This window comes from Pedobacter suwonensis (assembly GCF_044762335.1).
Classification (GTDB): domain Bacteria; phylum Bacteroidota; class Bacteroidia; order Sphingobacteriales; family Sphingobacteriaceae; genus Pedobacter.
On sequence record NZ_JBIWEB010000015.1, the window covers coordinates 48,610 to 73,595 of the forward strand.

The following is a 24,986-nucleotide window of genomic DNA, read 5'->3' on the forward strand; positions in this document are numbered from 1 at the left end:
AGATATTCAGACACTTTTTTATTACTTACCGTGAAAGCAAATGCAGTAAGTTTGGATCATTCTTGATACGCTCCATTTCGCTTTCAATAATATTTACAATATCTATTTTTATCTGACGGTAATTGCTTTCGATTTCCTGTTTCATTTTATCCTCTCCGTGTTCATCAACAAAGGATAGGATTTCCGGTATCTTCTGATATACCTTAGTTTCTGCGGCAACTTTTTCATTGTCCACGACAATTTCAGCGTGAAATATCTTTTGCTCGATACGTTCATCGAAGTTGTCCGATACGGAACCGACAAACATACCCTGTGTGAGCGTTGAAATTTTGGAAGCCGGAATAAGACTGTCTAACTGTGTGGAAATAGAGGTAGATTTATCGTTGCGGTTAATCGTCATACTTTGGCGTTTCTGCAATACTTTTCCGAAGCGTTCCGAAAGGCTCTTTGCCGTTTCTCCAACCACCTGACCACTGAAAATATTACCTACTGTATTCTGTATTACCTTGCTCTCTTTGTCGCCATAATCCCTTGTTAATTGCGAAAAATCCTGAAATCCTAAACATACTGCCACCTTATTACTTCTGGCAGTTGCGATAAGGTTATCGAGTCCCCTGAAGTAAATCGTGGGCAACTCATCTATGATTACTGAACTCTTTAACTGTCCTTTCTTGTTAATGAGTTTTACAATTCTTGAATTGTACAAACCCAATGCTGCGGAATAAATATTCTGACGGTCAGGGTTGTTACCTACACAAAGTATTTTCGGTTCTTGTGGGTTGTTGATATCCAATGAAAAATCATCCCCTGTCATTACCCAATACAGTTGCGGGCTAATCATTCTTGACAAAGGAATTTTTGCCGATGCGATTTGCCCCTGTAATTGGTCTTGTGCTCCGGATTGCCACGCATCCATAAAAGGCGACAAATAATTTTCCAAATCGGGATATGAGGTTAAAATAGTAAATACGTCCGAATACTTTTTATTAAGCAATTCAATGGCGTGTGGGAATGTACAATACTTACCGTTTTCATAGATTTTCAGATACCAAATAATTGCCGCCAATAGGATAATTGGGCTTTCCACGAAAAAATCCCCTTGCTTCTGTATCCAGCTTCGATTGAGGTTCAGCATTATGGTATAGGCAGCTTCGTAAGCATCGGATATGTCCGTCATAAAATCGGGATTGAGTGGATTACACCTATGGCTCTTGCGTGGGTCGTCAAAGTTGATAACGTAGAATTTAGGCTGTACTTTGTACTTATCCCTGTGCTTTAATAAATGGTTGTATGCAATGGTTGAAAGGTCGTCAAACTTGAAATCGTAGATATACATACTAAAGCCTTTCTCAATCTGCTGCTTGATATAATTGTTTACGATTGCATACGATTTTCCTGACCCCGGAGTACCCAACACAATTGAGGCTCGAAAAGGATTGACTATGTTAATCCAGCCGTTGTTCCATTTTCCTTTATAATAAAACTTCGTGGGAAGATTGACGGAATACTCGTTTTCCATTAATTTAGTTTCCTGCTGAAAACTCTCGTTCTCATTGTTGAAAACATCATCCATCAGATTGGTACGAAGTAGTCGGCTCATCCAAACTCCGGCTACCATTAAAGCGATATAGCCTAAACCTGTGGTAAGGATATAAAGGATTGTAGCGGTTAATAACGGTAGCTTTAGTAAAGGGAAATTCAGAAAAAACAGGATAGCACCAATAACTAAAGCCACATAGATTTTAGACCAGGTTATCTTTTCATTTTTAACTCCCTTAGAACCCAAACAGCTTAATGCCAACAATACCAAAGCAAACAGCTTGGTATATAGGGTATGCGAAAACAGCCCTGCCGTTCGCTGAAAATTGCCCAATACTTTGTTGATGATTTCTAAAGTCCAGCCACGTTCTATAAAGAAACCGTAGCAGAACCAATAAAGGTGCATCAGTACCAAAAGGATACTTACTGCCCTCATAAATGCCATAATCTTGGCAAGTCCTCTTAAATCGTCTTCTCCTTGCATTATTTTTAGTTTTAATGTTCGGGCGTGAATTTAAAGGCTCTATATAGTGGCTATAAGAATGTGGCACTCAATGGCGGTGCGTGGCGGTGTTTGGCTGATTGCTATTTCTGACCTCTTTGGCGGTTTCTTTTCTTCTTCATTTTGTTGGCAAAATCCTGTTCCTCGTAATCTTCGCCCTGTGCTTCGGGCAATAAACCGCCCAATGCTTCAATCAAACCGTCTTCGTGTTTTTCATTAATATTCAGGAAGTCGAACAAATGATGTGGTTCTTCCGAAGGAAGATCTGCATCATTTGATGTAGATATTTTCGGCTGTAATTCAACTGGCTCTTTAATCTCCGGTTTGATGTTATTGTTCCAATAATCATTAAAGGTATTGGCAGAAAGTTCCTTGCCTAAACGTGAACCGTTCCAGACCGTTTTAGAATTGTGGTCTATAAAAGTTATTCCGTAAATACGTCCTGTGTCATTTCTACGCACCACTACATTAATGCCTTGTTCGCCTAACTGCTTTTTAAAACCCTGCTCATCATTTGTTGATTGCAGGGCAATGGTAACGGCAGCTTTAATGGTTGGCTTTGTCGGGTGGTCTTTTAAAGCCTCTTTGCTTTTTGCAAAATGCAATTCCAAAGTCGGTAGCCCTGCGTTTTTTCCGAAAAGCGAAGCCTTGAATGGATGTCCGGCTCTTTCGCCTTTTTCATTTAACGGGATATACAGTAAACCCTGCTGCATCTTTCCCTGCAATTCGCCCTCCACTTTTTCGGTGGTAACATTGAACAGGGAAAGCAAAGCGTTGTATTCTCCCAAAGTTTGGTATTGATAATAATTCGGCAGGTGGCGAACAACCGAAGCGATTTGGCTTTTTACATCTCCAGCTTTGTAATCCACCGGACGGAAAATCTTATCGTTCTGCTTGTGTTCCTTATCCGTTGCGGGTATCAAACCGTATTTCCTTTCGAGTTCACGGCAAACATTCATAGACCGCATTTTCTCGAATTTGTCCGAAATCTTTTTGCCCTCTTCGTCCACGCAAACCGATACAATATGAATATGGCTACGGTCAATATCGGTATGCTTGAATACCACAAAAGGTTGTTCGCCGTAACCCATTTCACGCATATACTGCTCTGCCATTTCCCTGTACCTGTCATCACTTACCTTGTCTTTCGGGTCGGGATTGAGCGAAATATGCAACGTATGCTTTTCGGTATTGCGGTTGGCTATGAGATAAGGGGCAAAAGATTGGGCTAATTGTGCAACGGAATAATGACCGTTAGCGGTTTCAATCATCTTATTGGCAAACAAAATTTTTCCGTTTTCATTCTCCACTTTGAGCTGATTGTACGCCAATGCTCCGTATAAATTTCCGCTTCTTCCGATTTTCGCTATCATTTCTAAGGCTGTTTTTTCAGATGTTTTGCTTCAAATTCTTCGGTTATCTGAATGATTTTTTGGCATAGCATCGCCATTTCAGCCGTCTGTTTTTCCAATTTGTAAAGGAACGCTGCGGCTTTTTTCTCGGAAAAATTCTTGTACAACAGCTTTACAATCTGATTATAATTCACACCTACGGAGCGAAACTGACTGTGAAACGAGGTCAATCGCATATAAAAATCAACCGTTCCTTTATCAATTCTAACCGATTTCATTTCCTTACTGAACAGCAGGGAAATGATAAACTTTGCTTTGTTGGGCATTCCCGATGCTTCAAAAAGCGATAAAAGTTTGGCATTTTCTTCGTCTGTAAGACGGAAAACGTGGCGGTGGATGCTCGGGTCGGTTTTCGGTGTCCGTCCGCCCTTATTCTGTTTTTTGTTACTGTTCTCGTTCATCACTAATCCATTTTTAATCCACACAAAACCTCGACTTCGGAGAGCGTTTTCTGCCCCCTGCTAAGGGCAAGTTGTTTTGAGGCACTAACTCGGTTTCGAGTGCCTCAAAACACAACTTGCCGTGTTCCGTTGAACACAAAAATCCGCCCTTCGGGACGGATTAAATGTAACAGGGAAAAACGGCTCGATGCCGTTCCCGTTACCCTCCGATTTGTCAAAAGAATTTTGCATAAATCCATTAATAAAAATCATTATACAGCCTAAAACCTAAAGAAACGGTTGCAGATCCTTCATGTGGTACAGGTGGTTTCTTCTTAGGAGTTCTGAATCATTTAGGAAAAACTAAACTAACCAAACCTCAGCAGGAATTTTTGAAGTTTAATACATTTAGAGGTTGGGAAATTGAGAAAGCTACAGCTCGACTTTGCTTGATGAATCTCTTCCTACATGGTGTAGGCGATTTAAAAGAAACCCCTGAAATAGAAGTTACGGATAGTTTGAAAAGGACTGATGGGGAGGTTTCTGAATCAGAAAAAGTAGACATAGTACTCGCTAATCCTCCCTTTGGGATAAGTAGTAGCGATATACCAACTACCGATAAAAAACAAGCAGAAAAGGATGGCTATTTCTTAAGAAAGGACTTCTGGGTGACCACAAGCAACAAACAACTTTCTTTCTTACAACACATAGCGACAATGTTGAAAGATCATGGAAGAGCAGCGGTTGTTTTACCTGACAATGTATTGTTTGAAGGAGGAGCTGGTGAAACCATCAGGAAAAAGCTTCTTGAAAATACAAATTTACATACAATACTTAGACTACCTACAGGTATTTTCTATGCTCAAGGTGTGAAATCAAATGTATTATTTTTCCAAAAAGAATCAGAATCAAATACTCCTGCAACGAAAGAAGTTTGGATTTACGATTATAGAACAAATATTAGGCATACTCCTAAAAAGAATCCATTAAAATTTGAGCATTTAGAGGATTTTATCCAGTGCTACAAAGCTGAAAACATCTCAAAAAGAACTGAAACATGGAATGAAGAAAATGATACAGGTCGTTGGCGTAAATATTCTTATGAACAAATTATCGAAAGAGATAAAACAAATCTGGATATTTTCTGGCTTAAAGATGATAATCTGATTGATTTAGATAACCTTCCTGATCCGGAAGTGCTGATTGATGATATTATCGAGAACATAGAAAGCGCTTTAGCCAATTTTAGAACGATTAAGGATTCTCTGAATTAGAACTACAAAACGTTTTGCATGAATGATTTTTTAAGCGAGAATATTTTTGATGTTGATTGTGATTTATTATTAATCCCGATTTCTACAGCTGGTACCATATCTAATTCTTTTAGAAGTGGTTTAGAGGAATTAGGTATTGCAACAGATCTTTGGGAAAATAAAGATTATGAACTTGGTGATATTAAAATATTACCAAAAAAATCAAAGGGTAAATTCATAGCTTTTGTTTGTACGGTTGATGGATATGATGGCGCTTATTATGCAATCAGATTAATAGGGAAACGGCTCGCAGAAAAGATAACGGAATTAAAAGATGTTAGGGAAATAGCTACTCCAATATTAGGAACAGGAGCAGGTAAACTTCAACCACATTTGAGTCTAAATATTATGCGTTCTGCATTCTATGAAAATAAACATGTAGAAAGTGTTCGGTTAACTTTTTGTACTCCTGATGAAGAAATACATTATTCGGTAAAGAGTCGCACTTTAGATGTGGATACGCCTAGTGGTCAATTAGTTATTGAAGCTGAAATTCCTAATATTCATATCAATGAATTAGTAGAAAAAATTCAATATGATAAAGAATTTTATTATGAATTAGCTGAAAGAAAATTTAATGAATATATCAAGCATGAATTACCCAAAGTTTTTTATGAACAATTATCGAATCAATTTAAGTCTTCAGGAATTACCTTCAAAGAATTCATCAACTCTGGTTTATCTAAAGAACAATACGAATTCACAGTACTATGTGGCGAATTAATCGCTTACATTGATTTTAATGCATACCATAAAAACATCTGGAATAGATATTCTGATAAACGTGTATTAGCTAAATCTGCTGTTCGTCAGAATGATTGGTTTTTGAATTTGATCAAATTCAAATTAACCAATAAGCATAGGTTCCTGAGCCCAAGCATTAAAAACGCATTTACATATCTGGAATCTCCTGGTTATAGCCTCACTATGCTTTCTGAAAATCATAGAAAGAAAGTTTTCGAGAATATTTTTCCTGATAGAATTTATAATGATGGGTTTGAAGAAACAGTACTGAGTTTTTTTAGAAGATTAGGAATAAAAATCCAAAACCCTAAAAATTTTGGTGCCCTTTGTAGTCGAATTCTTTACTTACCTTTTATTAAGCCTATTTGGGACGAAATCATCACAAAAGATAACACTCTTGAAGATGCCTTAATATACACAGATTTGTCATCGGCAAGCTACTTAATTGAGGAGTGTTTAAGAACCAATTCAAAAGTATTAGATCTTGGGAATTGTGGGTTAAGAAATCTGGAGATTATACCTGAGCTATTCGAATGTACTCACATAGAGGTATTGATTTTAAGTAATGAATGGGCTGAATATAAAAATGGGAAATGGAGAAAGCTTACCAGTAAAAACAAAGGAAATAGAAATAGTATTAAATTTTTGCCGGAATCAATGAACGAATTATCCGAGCTCAAAGTCTTAGTTTGTGGAGGAGATTGGAATGAGTATAATAACCAAGAATGGAACAGATGGGGTATTACTTCTCTTGCTTCAATTTCCAAACTAAAAAAGCTTGAATATTTAAACCTAAGTAATAATGAGTTGACCAATATAATAGGTTTAAAGAAATTAAAATCACTAAAAATCGTTCATCTAAATAATAATAAGATTTCGAAGGTTGAGTCTTTAAACGAGCTGAATAATCTAACAGAGCTATATCTTAGTAATAATAAGATTAAAACTGTAGATTTTATTAGTGGATTAGATAATATTGAAACAATAGACTTACACAACAATATTATAAGAGATCTAAGACCGATCATAAAAATCATTCAGAATATTGGTATTAATAACGATAAATGGGAAAAAAACATATTAAATATAGCAAAGAATCCTTTGGAGTTGCCACCAATGGAAATCGTAACCTTAGGCAAAGAGGCGGTTCTAGGAGTACTTGATGATATTGAGAAAAGAGGTCGCTACGTTAATAAAGATATTAAAGTAATTCTGGTAGGCAATAGTGAGGTTGGTAAATCTACTTTGGTAAAATACTTAGATAAAGAAAATGGTCTTGAAGATGAGCATCTTCCGACTCTTTGGATGGATGAAAAGATTATAAAAAGTAAGTATTTAGTTAATACCATTAAAGAAGAATGTTTGCTACACGTTTTTGATTTTGGTGGACATGACTATTATCATGACACTCATCATTTATTTTACAGTACTAATACAATTTATCTTTTTTTTATTGTGGGATAAAGAAACCGATAATTTAAATACAAGAAACATCACCCAGAAAACAAGAGTAAATTTAGAAATAGAAGTTGAAACACAAGATTATCCGATAAGATATTGGTTAGATTCCGTAAGGTTTTATACCAAAGATGTTGAGGCAGATAACTTTGAATTTGAAATTAAAAGGGATGTTACTTACGACAGTCCACTTCTCTTAATTCAGAATAAAGTTGATAATGCTTCCAAAATTGTATTTCAAGAGAATAAGACCCTATCAAAAGATTATTCTTTTATTTATGACATAATTAATATATCCATTAAGCCTAAAAGAAATTTAGACCATTTTGATAGTTTGTTTTTGGAAATGCTTAATAAGATGAACATTATTGGAGCTGTTCTTCCTAAGTTTTATGAGACAATAAAGAACAGCCTAAATTCCTATAAAGGAGAGCCAGTGCTAACATTTGCTGAATTTATGAATTATTGTAATAGAATAATTAAAAATCCTATTGATGATTCTCAAGCTAAACGATTGGTTAAATATCTGGAACAAGTTGGACTTGTATTATGTACGAGTAAAGACACTGAAGAGAAAATATATGTAGATAAGAAATGGGTTATCGAGAATATGCATAAAGTTCTTGAAAAACTGTTGGATAGAAAAGGAGAATTTAAAAGAGAGTATGTTGTGAGAATACTTGGGACAGATGATAGTAAAGTTGATGATCTATTATTAATGATGGAGGAATTCAAGATTATTTTCAAAAATCCTTATTCCGATGTATATATAGCACCTCTCTATTTACCTAAAATTCCTGATGGAAAAATTAAACTGTTTCTTAATGAAGGTCAGATTACATATCGAAGATTTGAATTCAAAGGATTCATTCATAAAAATGTTATTTTAAGTATATTTCAGAAATTTGGAACTCTATTTTCTTCTGATAAAAATAAAGATATATTTTATTACTGGAAAGACGGTTTGATTATCAAAAACCATAATACAGATGAAATAATAATGATAAAATTTCATCTTGGTAATGAAAATGGAAACGCCTGTATTGATATTTATGATTTATCTCAAAAAGATCAGCCTATATTCAGAGATGATGTACTCAAATTCATTAGAGATGTTAATCAGGGCTATGAACTAAAGGAAATGGTTACATTAGATGGGATAGATTATATATCAAAAGAATTACTTGAAAAGTATGCAGAAATAGGTAAGCATGTCTTTTCTGAGAAAAAACTATCAGAGCCTTTAAAATCTGAACAACAAAAACTTTTTAAGCTAAAAGATTATATGGAATTTATTGATACTCCTGTTAAAAAGAAAAAAGTAGTAATATCATACTCTAAAAAAGATCTAACTCAGATACATATTCTTAGAAGATATTTACAACCATTGATAGATGCAGAACTTATTGAACAACCTTGGTATTGTACCAGTTTAAATCCTGGTGATGATTGGGATAAGAAGATTAAGCATAAATTTCAGGAAGCTGATATTGTGTTTTTTATGGTTAGTGAATATTTCTATAGCACGAAATACATCATTGATCACGAAATAAAAAATGCAATTGATCGATATGATAATGGAGAAAATATAAAAATTGTACCTATAATTTTAGAGTTTTACGATTGGGGTAGAAAGGAGCCTTATAATCTTCAACGTTTTTCAGCTTTGCCATATCAAGCAAAACCAATTAGTGATTTTAGTAACCCTAAAATGGCCTGGAGTACAATTACTGCATCTGTAAAAATGATGATTGAGAAGGATCTCGATCCTGGAAAAATAGAGATAATAGGGCGCGACCTCGAAGAGATATACGAAAGACAAGTTAAAGGAAAGTTAGATAATAATTCTGCTTAGGATTTAAATAAGGTTGCACAGTCGAATTTTACTTTGTAAATCATCAAATTAGCTCGATTTTCTTCTTAAAGAGCGCATTTCTTTGAGTAGGAGATCGCCAATTTTTTAAAATCATTTATTGCAAAAAAAATGAACTTTTGGAAGCGGCTCAAAAAAAAAGTCCTTAACTTTAAAAGTAATTAAAGACCGTTACAAATATTTAACGGGATTTCTTTGATAGCTTGTAATCGATTGATTAAGATATAATTAGAAATGGGCAGTCTCCATCTGTTAATCAGAGGGTCGCTGGTTCGAGCCCAGCAGAGGGAGCTGATAACCAGTCAGTTAGCCCCACTCTGTCCGAGTGGGGCTTTTTATTTGCACAAAATTTGCACACTTTAATTATTGAAGATTTTTACCTGCAAATAGTCAAGTTATTAACTAACAAAACATTATTCAAAGTGATCAGGATTGAAATTCATCAATAGAGATTCAGCTATATTAATTAGTTTTTATACGCAACAACAGTCAGTTTGCACAGAATTTGCACGATTTTCATGCCGTTTTTATATAGCCAATCCCTGGAGGCTCGACACTTATGAGCATTTTAAGATTGTTAAATTTAGATGTAGTAATGAAGCGGAAAATCAAATCTTCTGACTCATTATTGCCAAATTCATAATTGAATAATAGATAATGATTTAATTTAAGTTTAGTTTTTGGCGTGAGGGAGTCAATCGGCTGGGGTTTATCCGCATTAGTCAGGCAACCAAGAAATAGGCAATCAGCTTCATAATACAAATACCTTAATTTTAGCGGTAGAAGTTTGTGTTTCTGATATATGTAATTTTTTTCTGAAATTGTATAATTATTAAAGAATATTGGATCAAACTTTGTGATGCCATTTTGACTTTTTTACAAATAATAGTTGAATGTTTAAAAATAATCGTAATATTGCGATATAAAATTATGGGACTAACAAGATCAGAAATATTTACCGATGAGCAGAACAGGCTTTCAACCCTGCTGAAAGCTATTGCGCATCCCGCTCGTATTGCTATCCTGCAAAGGATCATCATCTCCAACACCTGTATCTGTGGTGATCTGGTGGGTGAACTTGGACTGGCGCAGGCTACAATCTCACAACACCTAAAGGAACTGAAGACCGTAGGGATTATCCAGGGCACAATTGATGGCGTTAGCGTATGCTATTGCATCAATCCAAAGACCTGGAAATTATTAGAAGATCAGCTTGGGGCTTTCTTGGGTTCCTACAAAGGTGAGACTACCTGCTGTTAACCTTTTTTTATGTAAATCAATCGTTAAATTGCAATAATACTTTAAATATATTCATTATGAAATTATCAGAAATAAAAGAAATCTTGGCTTCTGCTGAGGCCGTGAATTTTCGATTGGAAAATGGTAGCACCGTACCGGAACATTTCCACGTTACAGAGGTTGGTATCATTACAAAAGACTTTATTGATTGTGGTGGCAAGGTGCGCCATGAGAAAGTTGCGAATTTCCAGCTATGGGATGCAGATGACCACGAGCACCGTTTAAAAGCAGGAAAGCTGTTGAATATCATTTCGCTTTCTGAAAAGGTCCTGGGCATGGAAGATCTGGAAATTGAAGTGGAATACCAGTCTGAAACTATTGGCAAATATGATCTTGGCTTTGATGGAACAAACTTTTTGCTGCTTGCTAAGCAGACAGCCTGTCTTGCAAAAGAAGCCTGTGGGGTTGAAGATGCGCCTAAAAAAGGAATGGTCAATCTGGCTGGTGCAGCTAATGGTTGTACTCCTGGCGGAGGTTGTTGCTAATTCGATAATATGAAAATCAGAAGCCTATTGCGCTCGGACTGGAAAGATGTAGAATCGATTTATGAAAAAGGTATTGCTACTGGCAATGCCACTTTCCAGGCCAGTGCACCTTCTTGGGAAGAATGGGACAACTCGCACCTTAATACCTGTAGAATCGTATTTGAAACTGATGGAAAGGTTATTGGTTGGGCGGCATTGACATCAGTTTCATCACGCTGTGTCTATGCTGGAGTAGCTGAGGTAAGTGTGTACGTTGATCCCACATTTTCAGGGCAGGGAATTGGTCTTGCGCTTTTGAACGAGCTTGTGGGGCTGAGCGAGGATGAAGGGATATGGACATTGCAGGCAGGGATATTTCCAGAAAATCTAGGTAGTCTCCGTATCCATGAAAAAGCTGGATTCAGAACACTTGGTGTTAGAGAAAGGATAGGCAAGCAGAACGGGGTTTGGAGGGATACGGTACTGTTGGAAAGAAGAAGTAAAGTTGTTAGTTGATTTATAGATACGATTTATGAAAAAAATATTGGTGCTGTGCACTGGGAACAGTTGCAGGAGCCAGATTGCAGAAGGTTATTTGAGACACTATGCGGGAGATCAGGCCCAAGTTTATAGCTCAGGAATTGAAACACATGGGGTAAATCCAAAAGCCATACAGGTGATGGCGGAGGATCATATTAATATTTCATCGCATACATCCAACCATGTAGATGAATTCGCAGGAATCGATTTTGATGCGGTAATTACTGTTTGCGATAATGCCAATGAAGCATGTCCCTTCTTCCCCGGAAAAGTAGAGCGCTTTCACCAGAATTTTCCAGACCCCGCAAAGGCAATTGGTTCTGAGGAAGAAGTGATGGATGAGTTCAGGAGGGTGCGTGAGCTGATCAAGACCTATTCAGCTGATTTTATAAATCAATACCTAAACCAAAAATTATGAGTGCTAACAATTGTGCCCCTGTGGCTGAGCGAAAAAAACTTGGCTTTTTAGATCGTTACCTAACATTGTGGATTTTTATAGCAATGGCTATTGGTGTAGGGATTGGCTATTTTATTCCATCGTCTTCTGGCTTTATCAATTCCTTTTCTTCGGGAACCACCAATATACCTTTGGCTATCGGTCTGATCCTGATGATGTACCCCCCACTTGCGAAAGTGAAGTACGAAAAAATGGGCGAAGTATTCAAGGACACCAAGGTATTGAGCGTTTCATTGGTATTGAATTGGGTAATTGGCCCGCTTTTAATGTTCTTTTTGGCCATTACATTTTTAAGAGATTATCCCGAATATATGGTCGGACTTATACTGATCGGTCTTGCAAGATGTATCGCTATGGTTGTGGTATGGAACGAGCTTGCAGAGGGAAACCGTGAATATGCCGCTGGACTGATCGCATTGAACAGTATTTTTCAGGTTTTATTGTACAGTGTATTTGCCTATGTATTCATCACAGTCCTACCACCTTTCTTTGGTTTAAAAAGCCTTGAAGTCAACATCACCATTGGAGAGATTGCCAAAAGCGTGGGCATCTATCTGGGACTGCCCTTTGCGATGGGTATTATTTCTAGATATACCCTGATCAAACTAAAGGGAGAAGATTGGTTTCAGAACAAATTTATTCCTTTTATATCCCCGATTACACTGATTGCCTTGCTATTTACCATTGTCATTATGTTCAGTTTAAAGGGCAATTTGATTGTACAGATACCAATGGATGTAGTTCGTATCGCCATACCACTAGTGATCTACTTCTCTATTATGTTCGTGGTGAGCTTTTTTGCTGGAAGGTACTTCGGTGCAGATTATTCAAGAAGCACCTCTATTGCCTTTACCGCCACAGGGAATAATTTTGAACTGGCCATAGCAGTTGCCATCGGGGTATTCGGCATTAACTCGGGACAAGCGTTTGCAGGGGTAATAGGCCCATTGGTAGAAGTGCCTGCACTGATCGCCCTGGTCAACCTGGCATTCTGGATCAGGAAAAAATACTATTCTACAGCAGAAATCACCAATTAGAAAAACAACATAATATATTATGAAAATTGCTTTATTCTCTGATATCCATGCCAATCTTCCGGCATTGGAAGCATTCTTTAAAGACGTTGAAACTAGAAATACCGATGCCATTTATTGTTTGGGCGACCTTGTCGGCTACAACATTTGGCCTAATGAAGTGATTGATGAAATCCGCAGACGTGGTATTCCTACCATTGCAGGGAATTACGATTGGGGCATTGGCCGTTCAAGTGACGACTGTGGCTGTGCCTACAAGACCGATGAAGAGAAAGCAATGGGAAAGGTTTCCATTTCCTATACCAATGAGGTTGTAAAGGATGAACAACGTGCCTATTTGAGAACCTTGCCAGCTCATATCAGACTGGAGTATCAGCTTAACCACGATAAGCGGAATATTCTTTTCGTTCATGGCAGTCCAAGGAAGGTAAACGAGTATCTTTTTGAGGACCGTGACGAGAAAAGCATGCTTAGGATTATGGAGCAGGCCGATGCGGATATCTTGTGCTTTGGGCACACCCATCAGCCTTACCACCGTATTTTAAATTCGGGTACAGACGGAAATGATAATTTTAGGCATGCGATAAATATTGGTTCAGTAGGAAAGCCGAAGGATAAAAACCCAAGAGGGGGTTATGTAATTTTGACCATCAAGCCCGATAGTACCGTAACCGATAAGGATAGCATTAAAGTAGAGTTTATTCGCTTTGAATATGATGTTGAAAAAGCAGCAAAGGCAGTTGAGGAAAGTCCATTGCCAAATGAATATGCAGATATGTTACGTAACGGATAGATGATGAAAATAGCACTTTTTTCAGACATACATGCCAATCTTCATGCTTTTGAAGCGATGCTGAAAGATATGGACAGCCAAAGACCTGATGCGGTTTACTGCCTTGGGGATTTGGTAGGTTACCATATTTATCCCAATGAAGTAATCGATGAAATTAGAAGACGTGGTATTCCAACCCTCAAGGGAAACCATGATGAAAAGGTAGAAAATTTGATCACCACACCTGAAAGCCTGAACGAACCGGGCAAGAAATATGCCTATCATCTGATCCGTGAAGATAACAGGGATTACTTAAAAACGCTTCCGGCCAGTATTAAATTGGAATTTAAGTTCAATGGCGAAAAACTGAATATAGTTTTTGCCCACGGTAGTACAAGAAAAATTGATGAATATGTGTTAATCGATACCGATGAACATTATGTAATGGGAATGATGGAGGAGGCAGATGCTGATGTTCTTTTTGTGGGGCATTCACATAAACCTTATCATAGAACTATTCAAACTGATAAGGGAAGATTTAAGCACGTTGTAAATCTTGGCTCGGTTGGAAAGCCAAAAGATGGCGATTATAGGGGGTGTTATGTTTTATTGACCATAATTGAAAACAATTCAACATCAATTAGTAATAGCATTCAATTAGAATTTAGGAGGGTGGAATATGACATGGAAGCCTCAGCAAAATCTATTGAGGACAGTCTATTGCCTAACGAGGTGGCCCAAGCTTTAAGGATATCAAAATAGCCCTTAATTTCAACCCAGTTTTTCTTCTAATGTGATTTAGCAGGTCCATATTACTGATAATAGTCTGGTTTGGAAAAATTATCAAGTATTATAATTAATTTTAGAAAAGAGAGTATATTTTGGTTTAAATAATTGCAATGATCAACTTTAAAAACAGTATTCCTACACTTCCTGCCATCAGCGTTAGCAAAGCTGTAGAATTTTATCAGGCTAAACTGGGATTTTACGCACGCCACCAAGAGGAAACATTTGCTATTATGACCAGGGGCAATGTAGAAATCCACCTATGGCAGGCATGTGATAAGAGCTGGAAATTCAGGAGTTTGGCACTTTTCTTAAAACCTATTTGGACTGGGGCTGAAACCTTCATTGCTGGAACCGCTAGCTGTAGAGTTGAGGTTGAAGGGATTGATGAACTCTACCAAGAATACAAATTGCAGGGAGTGCTCCACAATGTACATTCAGTTGTTGAAGAACAATACTGGGGACACCGTGATTTGGCAACACTTGATCTATACGGAAATCTTATTGTTTTTTATGAGGTGGTAAATTAGCCACAGCAGGATGTTCCTTGCTGTATTGGTGGGCACTTAACCGTTCCATAGCTACAGTAAACACAGCAGTCTCCAGTAAGTGGCTTTAAGGTTGTTTTGCAGTTTTCACACTCGTAAAAGTACTGGCACGAATCGGTTGGCATTTCTTCAGTTTTTGCAAAGTTGCAAGTTGGACAGGTAATTGTAGATATGAGGGTTGTTGTAGTCGACATGGTTAATTATTTTTTGATAACTGTATTTTTGTAGCCAATCTTTCTGATTTTCTTACTGATGCTATCGGCAGATATACTATCTGGATCATAGCTCACTAAGGTTGTTCTATTTTCAAATGAGGTCGTGGATTTAGCGATGCCACTAATGCCATTCAATCCTCCATCGATATGGTTGGTACAGGCAGCGCAGCTCATTCCTTGGATAGAAAGTTCTGCTGTTTCGAGTTTTTTTGATTTTGAACTGATATTTGTGGTACTTTTTTGGGCCGCATACAAAAAGTTTGAGTAATAGGGAAAGGCAATCAATAGCGCAGAGATTATGGTTACGGTCAGCAGAAATTTTTTGGATTTCATAAAACCATTTGTTTGCACGTCACATCCGCAGTCATCTTTTTGTACTGGTTTTCTGGTTAGCATTTGGTGCCAAGATAGTGCAAATAGGATTGCCGTCAGTATGATGATATAAGGGCGATAGGGTTCTACCCAGCTCAAATAGGTAGACGCACTACCTGCGCCACCAATGACGGTAAGCAAGGGCACAATACAGCAAATTGAAGCAGTAAATGCCGCAAGTAAACCTGCTATCCAACTTTTTTGTATGCTTTTACTCATTTTATTGCTATTAATGGTTTTTGTATCTGGCTAAAAAATGGACGAAGCAGTTCAAGTTGCGAGGTACTAATGGAATAATATATGGTATGACCAGACTTTCTATATTGGATCATTTTCCCATCCTTTAACTTTCGTAAGTGCTGTGAGATTGCGGGAATGGTCATATCAAGTATGTCACTGAGATCACATGGGCATAGCTCACCTTCCCTATTCAGTAGGAAAAGTATCTTTAGCCTGACCTCATTACCAGTAAGGGATAACAATCCCGACAGCTCGGAGAATTGATTAGGGTTTGAATTTAGGACTTCCCTACAATTATTAATCTGTCCCTGATCTGCGAAAATTCGTTTGCAACTGCTCATATTTTAAATAAAAGACAAATATAAGTATTTAAGCAATTACTTAAATATATTTTTTTTGCAATAAAAATGAGGTAAACGGAATTGGTGTGTAACTAATCTTGATAAACTATAACAAATCTTTTATAGAATAGGTATTACAAGAATAGTGTTTTGCAGGAATGATGTAATAAATTAATGGAATTATATAACGAAAAATAACTAAAGTAGCTTATATTTGCCTTTAATAATGAAAAGAATACTGCTGACCATTCTTGCTTTTTTTTATCTTGGGGTATCCAGTGGCGCAACCGTGCACCTTCATTATTGTATGGGAGAGCTTGTTAAATGGAGCTTAACTACACCAGATGAGGGTAATTGTGAGCTTTGTGGAATGACTAAAAATGCAACCAAGAAAAATTCATGTTGCAAAGATGATTATAAACAGGCCAAAGTAGACCAATCAAAAAAGGCAACCCAACTTGTTTATGAGTTCAAACAGTTTCCAGCGGTTTTTCAGCACACATTTAACAGTGATGCGCATCAGATTGCGCTATCTGCACTAAAAACAAATACTGTATTCAGTAATGCACCGCCAGAAAGGCTGAGTGTTCCTGTCTTTATCAGAAATTGTACCTATAGAATATAAGCCTTTTTCTTTACCCATTTCCTGCACATTCTTGTACTGGGCGTAGCTTTGCTATGGCCCAAAATCTTTATAAACAAATTTTTATTTCAAATCAATTTACAATGAAATCATTAAGATTCTCTTTGGTAGCCATGTTGGCTTTCCTTGGCAGTGCAGCTTTTGCACAGTCTAAAACAGACAGCGTTAAAGTATCTGGCAATTGTGGTATGTGCAAAAAACGCATAGAAACAGCTGCAAAAGTAGATGGCGTAACTGCTGCAGAGTGGAGCGCAAAAACCAAAATGCTAACGATCAATTACGACGCTAGTAAAATTAAGCTAGATGATTTACAGCGTAAGATTGCTGATGTAGGGCATGATACACCAAAGTTTAAAGCTACTGAAGCAGTTTATACTACACTTCCAGGTTGCTGCAAATATGATAGAGCAAGTCAGCCTGCAAAACAGCCAGAATCGGATCACAAACATTAACATTAGGTGCCTGAGTAATCAGGCACCGATTTGAAAAAAATAAAGATGGTACATAAAATTATAGAATGGTCTATGCGCAATCGGTTTATTGTGCTGGTGCTTTCTGCTGGATTATTTATATGGGGAATATTCGCTGTACAGAAAAATCCGATAGATGCCATTCCCGACCTTTCCGAAAATCAGGTGATTGTATTTACCGAATGGATGGGCAGATCGCCACAATTGATAGAAGACCAAGTTACCTATCCCTTGGTTACCAATTTGCAAGGTATTCCTAAAATCAAATATGTAAGGGGATCCTCTATGTTCGGGATGAGTTTCATTTACGTAATCTTTGAAGACGATGTAGATGTATACTGGGCCAGAGAGCGTGTAATGGAGCGAATTAGTACAATAGCCAAAACCTTACCAGAGGGTGTTGCCCCACAACTAGGTCCAGACGGTACGGGGGTAGGTCATGTGTTGTGGTACACCCTAGATGCGCCAGATATGGATTTGGGCGAGCAACGTGCCATACAAGATTGGTACGTGAAATTTGCATTGCAAAATGTTCCTGGCGTGAGTGAGATTGCTTCATTTGGTGGTTTTCAAAAACAATATCAAATTTCGATAGATCCTAATAAATTGCTGTATTACAAACTCAGTGTACCTCAGGTTATTGCTGCTGTAAGAAGTAATAATAACGAATCTGGTGGACGTAAGTTCGAGATGAGCGATATGGGCTATATCATTAAAACTTCAGGTTACCTCAAATCGCTCGAAGAAATCTCAAATATTCCCGTAAAAAACCAAAATGGCACGCCAATAAAGGTCTCAGATCTCGCCACGGTGCAAATGACAGGAGAAACCAGGTTGGGTATATTTGATCAGGATGGCAAAGGAGAACGTGCTGGTGGGATTGTGGTAATGCGTTATGGCGAAAATGCAGCAGCGGTAATAGATAAAGTAAAAGCAAAGATGATAGAAGTATCAAAAGGATTGCCTAAAGGCGTAAAATTTGATATTGTATATGATCGGGGCGAGCTAATTAAAGAATCTGTCGATTCGATTAAAAATACCTTGATAGAAGAGATGATTGTGGTATCGCTCATCGTATTTGTGTTTCTATTCCATTGGCGAAGTGCATTAAGCATCATTATACAAATTCCAATTACCATTGCGGCAAGCTTTATTCTGCTCAATGCTTTTGATATTTCATCCAACATTATGTCGCTTACCGGTATTGCACTGGCCATAGGTGTAATTGTAGACAATGGTATCATTATGAGCGAAAATGCCTATAAGCATTTGTCAGAACGATACGAGTTATGGGAAAAGGATCAAAATAAAACAACAACATCATGATCGAGTGGTTTAAAAATAGATTTAAAAAATCTCCAGATTGGATTAGTGAAGAAGATCGCCTTGCGGTGATTACCAAATCCAGTAAGCAGGTTTCAAGAGGTGTGTTCTTTGCAACAGTCATTATCATTACCTCTTTTTTACCCGTATTTATGTTAACCGGACAGGAAGGTAAACTGTTCCATCCGCTAGCCTATACCAAAACATTTATCATGATTGTAGATGCTTTATTGGTAATTACGCTGGCACCTGTGCTGATTTCCTTTTTTATGAAGGGGAAATTTAAGCCAGATCATGCAAATCCTGTAAACAGGATATTAGAAAAGGTTTACGAGCCCATTATCAGGACTGTTTTAAAATGGAGAAAAACTACAATTGCAATTAATATTATTGCTTTGTTGATTACCATTCCATTGCTTAAAAATCTGGGAACAGAATTTATTCCGCCATTGGATGAGCAAAGTATTCTTTTTATGCCGATCACTTTGCCAGATGTGTCGAATGCAGAAGCAAAGCGAATATTGCAGGTTCAGGACAAGATTATTAAATCGGTGCCCGAAGTTGATAAGGTCTTGGGAAAGGCAGGTAGAGCGAACACAGCTACCGATAATTCGCCGATTAGTATGATCGAGACCATTATAACTTTAAAGCCTAAAAGTGAGTGGCGCAAAGGGATTACCAAAAAAGATATTGTAACTGAGCTAGATGCTAAACTACAAATTCCGGGTGTGGTAAATGGTTGGACACAACCTATTATTAACAGGATAAACATGTTGGCAACAGGTATTCGTACCGATGTAGGGATTAAGGTTTTTGGACAAAATCTAGACACTATTGCTGCTGTATCTGAAAAGGTGAAAACCGCATTAGAAGGCACACCTGGGGTTAGTGATTTGTTTGTAGAGCCAATTACAGGTGGAAAATACATGTCTATCGATATAAAAAGAGAAGAACTGGCACGTTATGGTTTAAACGTTGACGATGTAAACCAAGTGGTAGAAAGTGCCTTGGGCGGTGCAACCATTGGCAATACCATTGAAGGTAGACAGCGTTTTTCTATTAGTGTGCGTTTAGCGCAAGAATATCGAAATAGTGTAGAGCGTATTCAACGTATTCCTATTCAGTCGGCCACTTTTGGCGAAATTCCCTTATCAGCTGTAGCCGATGTAAAATTTGAAGACGGCCCACCGATGATCAATTCTGATAATGCAATTTTGCGTGGTGCTGTAATGTTTAATGTGCGTGATCGGGATTTAGGCAGTACGGTTAAAGATGCCATGGAAAAGCTGAACAAAGAAAAAGGAGTGCTTCCAGAGGGTTATTTTTTGGAGTGGAGCGGGCAATATGAAAACCTTATCCGCGGTAAGCAAACCTTAATGTGGATTGCTCCCGTTGTTTTGGTTATTATTTTCTTCTCCTTGTATTTCGCTTTTCACTCGCTAAGAGAAGCCTTTTTAAGCTTAATTACAGTTCCTTTTGCTTTAATAGGTGGGGCGTATATGATCTACTTCTGGGATGTAAACTTATCTGTTGGTGTAGCCGTAGGTTTTATTGCCTTGTTTGGCATTGCTGTAGAAACGGGAATTGTAATGGTCATTTACCTCAACGATGGGATGCAGCAACTAATTAAATTAAAAGGAAACTCAAGTGAGACCATCACAAAAGAAGATTTGAGAGAATATGTAATTCATGGTGCAGCCAAAAGGTTAAGACCAAAACTAATGACGGTTTGTGTGTCGCTGTTTGGCTTGGTGCCCGTATTATGGGCTACAGGTGTTGGAGTAGATGTAATGCAACCCATTGTGTTACCAATGATAGGTGGAGTATTGACCTCATCTACCCACATTTTACTGGTTACTCCACTCATCTTTTTAATGTCTAAAGAATATGAATTGAGGAAATATGGAAAATTGGAGGTTCATGATGTACAGCATTAAAAAAATAACGTTGATAATGCTACTATTGCCATTCTGTGCATTAGCACAACAAAAACCGGTACTCTCATTAGATACGGTTTTACAAAGAATAGATAAGAATAACCTTTTGTTGCAATCGTATGGGTTAAAAGCAGAAAGCTATAAACATACGGCTAAAGCGTCAACAGCTTGGATGGCTCCAATGGTAGGTGTGGGTACGTTTATGACTCCTTATCCTGGTCAAATGATTATGGATGAGAGCGATAAAGGCTCTTTAATGTTGCAATTAGAGCAGGATATTCCCAATCCGGTTAAGCAAAATGCAAACAAACGGTATATCGAATCGAAAGGTAAAGTAGAAAATGAAACCCGGGGGGTTACCTTAAACGAATACAAAGCGCAAGCAAAGCGATTGTATTTTGGTTGGTTGATTGCACAACAAAAGATTAAGGTGCTGGCACAGAATGAAAAGATTATGCAAACCATGAAAAAGATCGAGGAGATCAGGTATCCTTTTAACCAGTCAAAATTAGGGAGTGTGTATAAAACTACTGCTAAACTGGAAGAGAACCGAAACATGATCACGATGCAAGAAGGAGATATTGCTAAAAGCCGGGCTTGGTTAAACAGTTTGATGAACCAACAGGGAAATGCTGACTTTGCTATTGATACCACTTATCAGCCAGTTTTTGTGGCTGCAAAAGCTATTGATACAGCTAGTTTAGCCTTAGCTAGAAACGATATAAAGAAAATGGATTATAGTATTCAATCTATGCAGTTGAATATCGAAGCTATGAAAAAGCAAAGCAGACCTGATTTTAAGCTAAGGTTTGATCACATGTCTCCTTTAACAAAAGCAATGCCCAAAGCCTTTAGTATTATGGGAATGGTAAGCATTCCAATTGCGCCGTGGTCATCAAAAATGTATAAATCCGAAGTAAAAGGAATGCAATATGAAGTACAGGCCATGGCAAAAGAAAAAGCGGCCATGCTTCAAGAAACGCAAGGGATGTTATACGGTATGCAATTCGAGATTCAGTCTATGCAAAAACGGATTAAGGTAATGGAAGATAAAATTATTCCGAGTTTACAAAAAACATTGGATGTTAACTTTCTGAGCTACCGTGAGAATAAAATGGAATTACCAGAAGTAATCGATTCGTGGGAAACATTAACTATGATGCAAACGAATGTGTTAGATGAGAAACTGAAACTTTATTTAATGATTGTAGATTATGAGAAAGAAATATATCGCTAAGATGATCAGAAGCGTAAAAAGTATGAGGTATAGCCCATTTAACTTTGCTTTATTGATGGTAGCAGGCATGCTGGTGATCAGTTCTTGTAATCGAAATAAAGCTGTTAAACACGATATGCATGATGATCCTGGTGCAGTAAAAATAGACAGTAATCTTTCACACTTGCTTAAACCTACAAATGAACAGGTGGTGTCAACATTGCCCATAATTATAGCAGAGTATGGCACTAGAATATTTACAGAAGAAGCACAAGGCATAATTAATTACGATACACGTAATGAGAATAGTGTAGCAAGTAGAGTAAGTGGAAGAATAGAGCGTTTGTTGATTAAGTATAACTATCAGCCCGTTCGCAAAGGACAGTTAATTATGGAAGTTTACTCCCCAGATTTGGCAGCTGCACAACAAGAGTTGCTTTTTTTGCATCAATCTGAAACAGATCAGTCTATGCTAGAGCGTGCTAAACAAAGGTTAATGTTATTGGGAATGAATAATTCAGCAGTTAATCAATTGTTAAAAACAAGAAAAGTTAATTATCGTATTCCTATTTATAGCAGTGCAGATGGATATATTCTTGAAAAATCCGTTGCGGCTTCGGTTGGAACTCCTTCTGCTGCTGCACCTTCTTCCGGTGGAGATGGAATGAGTAGCATGGGTGGTGGATCTGCAACGCCTGTTGTGCCCGTGGCAAGTGCTCCTGCAAATTCGCCGGTAATGTTACGAGAAGGACAGTATGTTAGTGCTGGACAATCGCTTTTTACGATTTATAATGCCAGTAGTATGCTCGCAGAGTTTTCATTTAAACCTGCTTTGGCATCTCTTATTAAAAAAGGCGATAAGTTGATGTTTTATAAAACTGCCGATAAAAGCACTGCTCAGAATGCAACTATTGGAATGATACAGCCCGTTTTTAAAAATGGAGAGAACTTTACCATTGCCAGAATTTATCTCAATAAATCGAATTTTAGGATCGGGGAACTTCTTACTGCTAAAATACCTGTATTGTTAGCTGCTTCATGGTGGCTACCAGAATCTGCGATAGTATCATTAGGAGACAAAAAAGTGCTCTTTAAAAAAGAAGGCAATGTAGTTATTCCAAAAGCGGTAAAAACAGGCGCTACCATAGCTGGGATGGTACAAATTACAGAAGATATTAGCAATTGGGAAATCAGTAAAAATGCAGCATACCTGGTTGATAGTGAAAGCTTCATTAAAAAATAAAATTATGGAACGTAAATTATTTATAAAGAAAATTGCCTTAATGGCTGTGCTTCCATCGGTATTTATTGCAGCCTGCAGCAATGAGAAAACTCCTGTAGAGGGGGCTGCTAAAGAAAAGGTACAGACCTTTACTTGCCCAATGCACCCACAGGTAATTAAAAATGAAATGGGCACTTGTCCCATTTGTGGGATGGATTTAGTGCCTTTTGAAAAGAACAACAATGATAAAGCACTTAAAGTAGATGAGAAACGCCAGGCATTGGCCAATATAACAACCATTATCATAGGTGAAAATAGCTTTTCTGGAGGTAAACAGCTAAATGGAAGGTTAACTGTTGATCCCGAGCAAAGTAGTTATATCTCTAGCAGAATTGCTGGTAGAATAGAGCGATTGTATGTAAGAGAAACTGGGGTTAAAGTAAGTAAAGGACAGCCTTTGTATCAACTCTATTCTGAGCAATTGGCTACCCTGCAACAAGAGTATTTAATGGCTGTAGCGCAAGAGAAACAATTTCAGGGCGATAAAATAGAACATCAGTTAGTTGTTGCTGCTAAACAGAAACTGTTGCTATATGGTCAATCTGAAAGTCAAGTTCAACAGCTGTTAAAAAGACAGAAAAAAGACCCATTTATTGTATTTTATGCGCCGCAAAGTGGTGTTGTAGCAGAGTTATCTGTAACACAAGGGCAATATGTACCAGAAGGAGGATCGATATTAAGACTAGAAGGTTATGGCCAGTTATGGGTTGAAGCTGATGTTTATCCAAGTGAGGCTAAAAACATAAAACAAGGTCAAAAAGTTAAGGTGGTTGTTGCCGGCTGGGAAGATCAGCCACAAGAGATGACGATTAGCTTTATTACGCCAGCTTTACAATCGGGTACACAGCTTACACAAATTAGAGGAACCATTCCTAATCCCGCAAATCAATGGCAGCCAGGTTTACAAGCCAATGTCTTTTTACCTTCTGCACACCAAACTAATGTGTTGACTTTGCCAGTAGATGCCGTAATAAGAGATGGAAAAGGAACACACGTTTGGGTTAAAAACGGAAAAGACAACTTTGAAGCCAAACTCGTAAAAATTGGACAAGAAAATGAGGATCAGGTTGAAATTGCAGAAGGTCTTAAAAAGGGTGATCAGGTAGTAGTAACCGGAGCATATTTGCTGTATAGCGAGTATATCCTTAAAAAAGGAAAAAATCCTGTTGAAGAGCTTAAAATGAGTAAATCATAAGTATTAATTATAAAAACAAAAAAATGAAAACAATAACCAATTTTGTAATGATTTTAGTTGCGGCAACGCTATTCGCAGCTTGTGGAAACAGTGAAAAACCAGTAGCAGAAGATGCACATGCAGGTCATAAGCATGCGGCGGGCGAAGGTCACGATGCCACTTCACCAGAAAAAACAACTGTAGGGGCTAGTTTAAAGGACGATAAATTAAATGCAGTTTACCAACATTATGTGCTGCTTACCAATGCACTTGTAAATGGCGATATGGTTGAGGCAAAAGTAGCTGTTAATGCGATTGAACTGGGTTCAAAAGAGTTAAGCAATGGTAGTACATTGGCCACATTAGCAGCTAAAATAGGTGCAGCTAAAGATATTGATGCCCAAAGAACTTTGTATGCTGATTTGAGCAAAGACTTTATTGAAAGAGTAAAAAGTTCTGGTTTAAAATCTGGCGAGATCTATGTAGAATATTGCCCAATGGCACTACATGATAAAGGTGCAGCATGGTTAAGTAACCAAAAAGAAATTAAAAATCCTTATTTCGGTGAAAGCATGATGACTTGTGGTGAAGTAAAAGAAACATTGAAATAAAATGGATGATTTAAATGCTGCTATCCTTAATGGAAAGCAGC

The 24,986-nt window shown here is 37.5% G+C and carries 24 protein-coding genes and 1 pseudogene; 19 read left to right on the forward strand and 6 right to left on the reverse strand.

Annotated features, from left to right (window positions below):
* Positions 1 to 25: 25 nt before the first annotated feature.
* From mobC to mobA, 3 genes are all read right to left on the reverse strand, one after another.
* Positions 26 to 2,023 carry a conjugal transfer protein MobC gene (mobC, locus tag ACIQXP_RS19470; RefSeq protein WP_427429442.1) on the reverse strand — a complete coding sequence of 666 codons (1,998 nt, stop codon included), beginning with the start codon at positions 2,021 to 2,023 and terminating at the stop codon, positions 26 to 28.
* 101 nt (positions 2,024 to 2,124) lie between these two features.
* Entirely contained in the window at positions 2,125 to 3,414 is a 1,290-nt protein-coding gene (gene mobB, locus ACIQXP_RS19475; RefSeq protein WP_387506959.1) for a conjugal transfer protein MobB, read from the reverse strand.
* A 2-nt stretch (positions 3,415 to 3,416) separates the two neighbouring features.
* Positions 3,417 to 3,854, reverse strand: coding sequence for a conjugal transfer protein MobA (mobA, locus tag ACIQXP_RS19480; protein WP_078677422.1), 438 nt, complete (start codon positions 3,852 to 3,854; stop codon positions 3,417 to 3,419).
* 275 nt (positions 3,855 to 4,129) lie between these two features.
* Here mobA and ACIQXP_RS19485 point away from each other — a divergent pair.
* The 11 genes and pseudogenes from ACIQXP_RS19485 to ACIQXP_RS19535 form a co-directional block, all read left to right on the forward strand.
* Positions 4,130 to 5,107, forward strand: a pseudogene (locus ACIQXP_RS19485) (HsdM family class I SAM-dependent methyltransferase); the annotation flags it as partial.
* A gap of 18 nt (positions 5,108 to 5,125) precedes the next feature.
* Complete coding sequence (locus tag ACIQXP_RS19490) at positions 5,126 to 7,354, forward strand: leucine-rich repeat domain-containing protein (RefSeq protein ID WP_387506963.1); 2,229 nt, start codon at positions 5,126 to 5,128, stop codon at positions 7,352 to 7,354.
* Positions 7,344 to 9,203, forward strand: coding sequence for a COR domain-containing protein (locus ACIQXP_RS19495; protein ID WP_402759958.1), 1,860 nt, complete (start codon positions 7,344 to 7,346; stop codon positions 9,201 to 9,203). Before ACIQXP_RS19490 ends, ACIQXP_RS19495 begins: the two co-directional genes overlap by 11 nt.
* Positions 9,204 to 10,151: 948 nt before the next feature.
* Positions 10,152 to 10,481, forward strand: a complete 330-nt coding sequence (locus tag ACIQXP_RS19500; RefSeq protein ID WP_387506967.1) for an ArsR/SmtB family transcription factor — start codon at positions 10,152 to 10,154, stop codon at positions 10,479 to 10,481.
* A gap of 56 nt (positions 10,482 to 10,537) precedes the next feature.
* On the forward strand, positions 10,538 to 11,005 hold the full coding sequence (locus ACIQXP_RS19505) for a DUF6428 family protein (protein WP_387506970.1): 468 nt from the start codon (positions 10,538 to 10,540) through the stop codon (positions 11,003 to 11,005).
* A 9-nt stretch (positions 11,006 to 11,014) separates the two neighbouring features.
* Positions 11,015 to 11,500 carry a GNAT family N-acetyltransferase gene (locus ACIQXP_RS19510; protein ID WP_387506973.1) on the forward strand — a complete coding sequence of 162 codons (486 nt, stop codon included), beginning with the start codon at positions 11,015 to 11,017 and terminating at the stop codon, positions 11,498 to 11,500.
* Positions 11,501 to 11,516: 16 nt separating this feature from the next.
* Entirely contained in the window at positions 11,517 to 11,942 is a 426-nt protein-coding gene (locus ACIQXP_RS19515; RefSeq protein WP_387506975.1) for an arsenate reductase ArsC, read from the forward strand.
* Entirely contained in the window at positions 11,939 to 13,018 is a 1,080-nt protein-coding gene (arsB, locus tag ACIQXP_RS19520) for an ACR3 family arsenite efflux transporter (RefSeq protein WP_387506977.1), read from the forward strand. Before ACIQXP_RS19515 ends, arsB begins: the two co-directional genes overlap by 4 nt.
* 19 nt (positions 13,019 to 13,037) lie before the next feature.
* Positions 13,038 to 13,808, forward strand: a complete 771-nt coding sequence (locus ACIQXP_RS19525) for a metallophosphoesterase family protein (RefSeq protein ID WP_387506980.1) — start codon at positions 13,038 to 13,040, stop codon at positions 13,806 to 13,808.
* Positions 13,809 to 14,549 (forward strand): metallophosphoesterase family protein, encoded by a 741-nt coding sequence (locus ACIQXP_RS19530; RefSeq protein ID WP_387506982.1) that lies wholly within the window; start codon positions 13,809 to 13,811, stop codon positions 14,547 to 14,549.
* A gap of 137 nt (positions 14,550 to 14,686) precedes the next feature.
* Positions 14,687 to 15,103 (forward strand): VOC family protein, encoded by a 417-nt coding sequence (locus tag ACIQXP_RS19535; RefSeq protein WP_387506984.1) that lies wholly within the window; start codon positions 14,687 to 14,689, stop codon positions 15,101 to 15,103.
* Here ACIQXP_RS19535 and ACIQXP_RS19540 read toward each other — a convergent pair.
* Genes ACIQXP_RS19540 through ACIQXP_RS19550 form a run of 3 tightly spaced genes read right to left on the reverse strand, consistent with a single transcriptional unit; the run spans position 15,100 to position 16,289 of the window.
* A complete protein-coding gene (locus tag ACIQXP_RS19540; protein ID WP_387506987.1) occupies positions 15,100 to 15,315 on the reverse strand; it encodes a GDCCVxC domain-containing (seleno)protein in 216 nt (71 codons plus the stop codon). The two genes, ACIQXP_RS19535 and ACIQXP_RS19540, sit on opposite strands and share 4 nt — an antisense overlap.
* Before the next feature lie 6 nt (positions 15,316 to 15,321).
* On the reverse strand, positions 15,322 to 15,927 hold the full coding sequence (gene merTP, locus ACIQXP_RS19545) for a mercuric transport protein MerTP (protein WP_387506990.1): 606 nt from the start codon (positions 15,925 to 15,927) through the stop codon (positions 15,322 to 15,324).
* The gene (locus ACIQXP_RS19550; RefSeq protein WP_387506992.1) at positions 15,924 to 16,289 is read right to left on the reverse strand and encodes an ArsR/SmtB family transcription factor; all 366 of its coding nucleotides are present in this window, start codon (positions 16,287 to 16,289) and stop codon (positions 15,924 to 15,926) included. Before ACIQXP_RS19550 ends, merTP begins: the two co-directional genes overlap by 4 nt.
* A gap of 226 nt (positions 16,290 to 16,515) precedes the next feature.
* Here ACIQXP_RS19550 and ACIQXP_RS19555 point away from each other — a divergent pair, with 226 nt between their 5' ends.
* From ACIQXP_RS19555 to ACIQXP_RS19590, 8 genes are all read left to right on the forward strand, one after another.
* Positions 16,516 to 16,914 (forward strand): HYC_CC_PP family protein, encoded by a 399-nt coding sequence (locus ACIQXP_RS19555; protein WP_387506995.1) that lies wholly within the window; start codon positions 16,516 to 16,518, stop codon positions 16,912 to 16,914.
* Between the two features lie 101 nt (positions 16,915 to 17,015).
* Positions 17,016 to 17,384, forward strand: a complete 369-nt coding sequence (locus tag ACIQXP_RS19560; protein WP_387506997.1) for a heavy-metal-associated domain-containing protein — start codon at positions 17,016 to 17,018, stop codon at positions 17,382 to 17,384.
* A gap of 45 nt (positions 17,385 to 17,429) precedes the next feature.
* Positions 17,430 to 18,728 carry an efflux RND transporter permease subunit gene (locus tag ACIQXP_RS19565; RefSeq protein WP_387506999.1) on the forward strand — a complete coding sequence of 433 codons (1,299 nt, stop codon included), beginning with the start codon at positions 17,430 to 17,432 and terminating at the stop codon, positions 18,726 to 18,728.
* A complete protein-coding gene (locus tag ACIQXP_RS19570) occupies positions 18,725 to 20,662 on the forward strand; it encodes an efflux RND transporter permease subunit (protein ID WP_387507002.1) in 1,938 nt (645 codons plus the stop codon). The genes ACIQXP_RS19565 and ACIQXP_RS19570 overlap by 4 nt, the downstream gene beginning before the upstream one ends.
* A gap of 16 nt (positions 20,663 to 20,678) precedes the next feature.
* Entirely contained in the window at positions 20,679 to 21,899 is a 1,221-nt protein-coding gene (locus tag ACIQXP_RS19575) for a TolC family protein (protein WP_387507005.1), read from the forward strand.
* Positions 21,877 to 23,121 carry an efflux RND transporter periplasmic adaptor subunit gene (locus ACIQXP_RS19580; protein WP_387507007.1) on the forward strand — a complete coding sequence of 415 codons (1,245 nt, stop codon included), beginning with the start codon at positions 21,877 to 21,879 and terminating at the stop codon, positions 23,119 to 23,121. The genes ACIQXP_RS19575 and ACIQXP_RS19580 overlap by 23 nt, the downstream gene beginning before the upstream one ends.
* Positions 23,122 to 23,125: 4 nt before the next feature.
* Positions 23,126 to 24,355, forward strand: coding sequence for an efflux RND transporter periplasmic adaptor subunit (locus tag ACIQXP_RS19585; protein WP_387507009.1), 1,230 nt, complete (start codon positions 23,126 to 23,128; stop codon positions 24,353 to 24,355).
* Positions 24,356 to 24,378: 23 nt separating this feature from the next.
* On the forward strand, positions 24,379 to 24,945 hold the full coding sequence (locus tag ACIQXP_RS19590; RefSeq protein ID WP_387507011.1) for a DUF3347 domain-containing protein: 567 nt from the start codon (positions 24,379 to 24,381) through the stop codon (positions 24,943 to 24,945).
* Positions 24,946 to 24,986 lie beyond the last annotated feature (41 nt).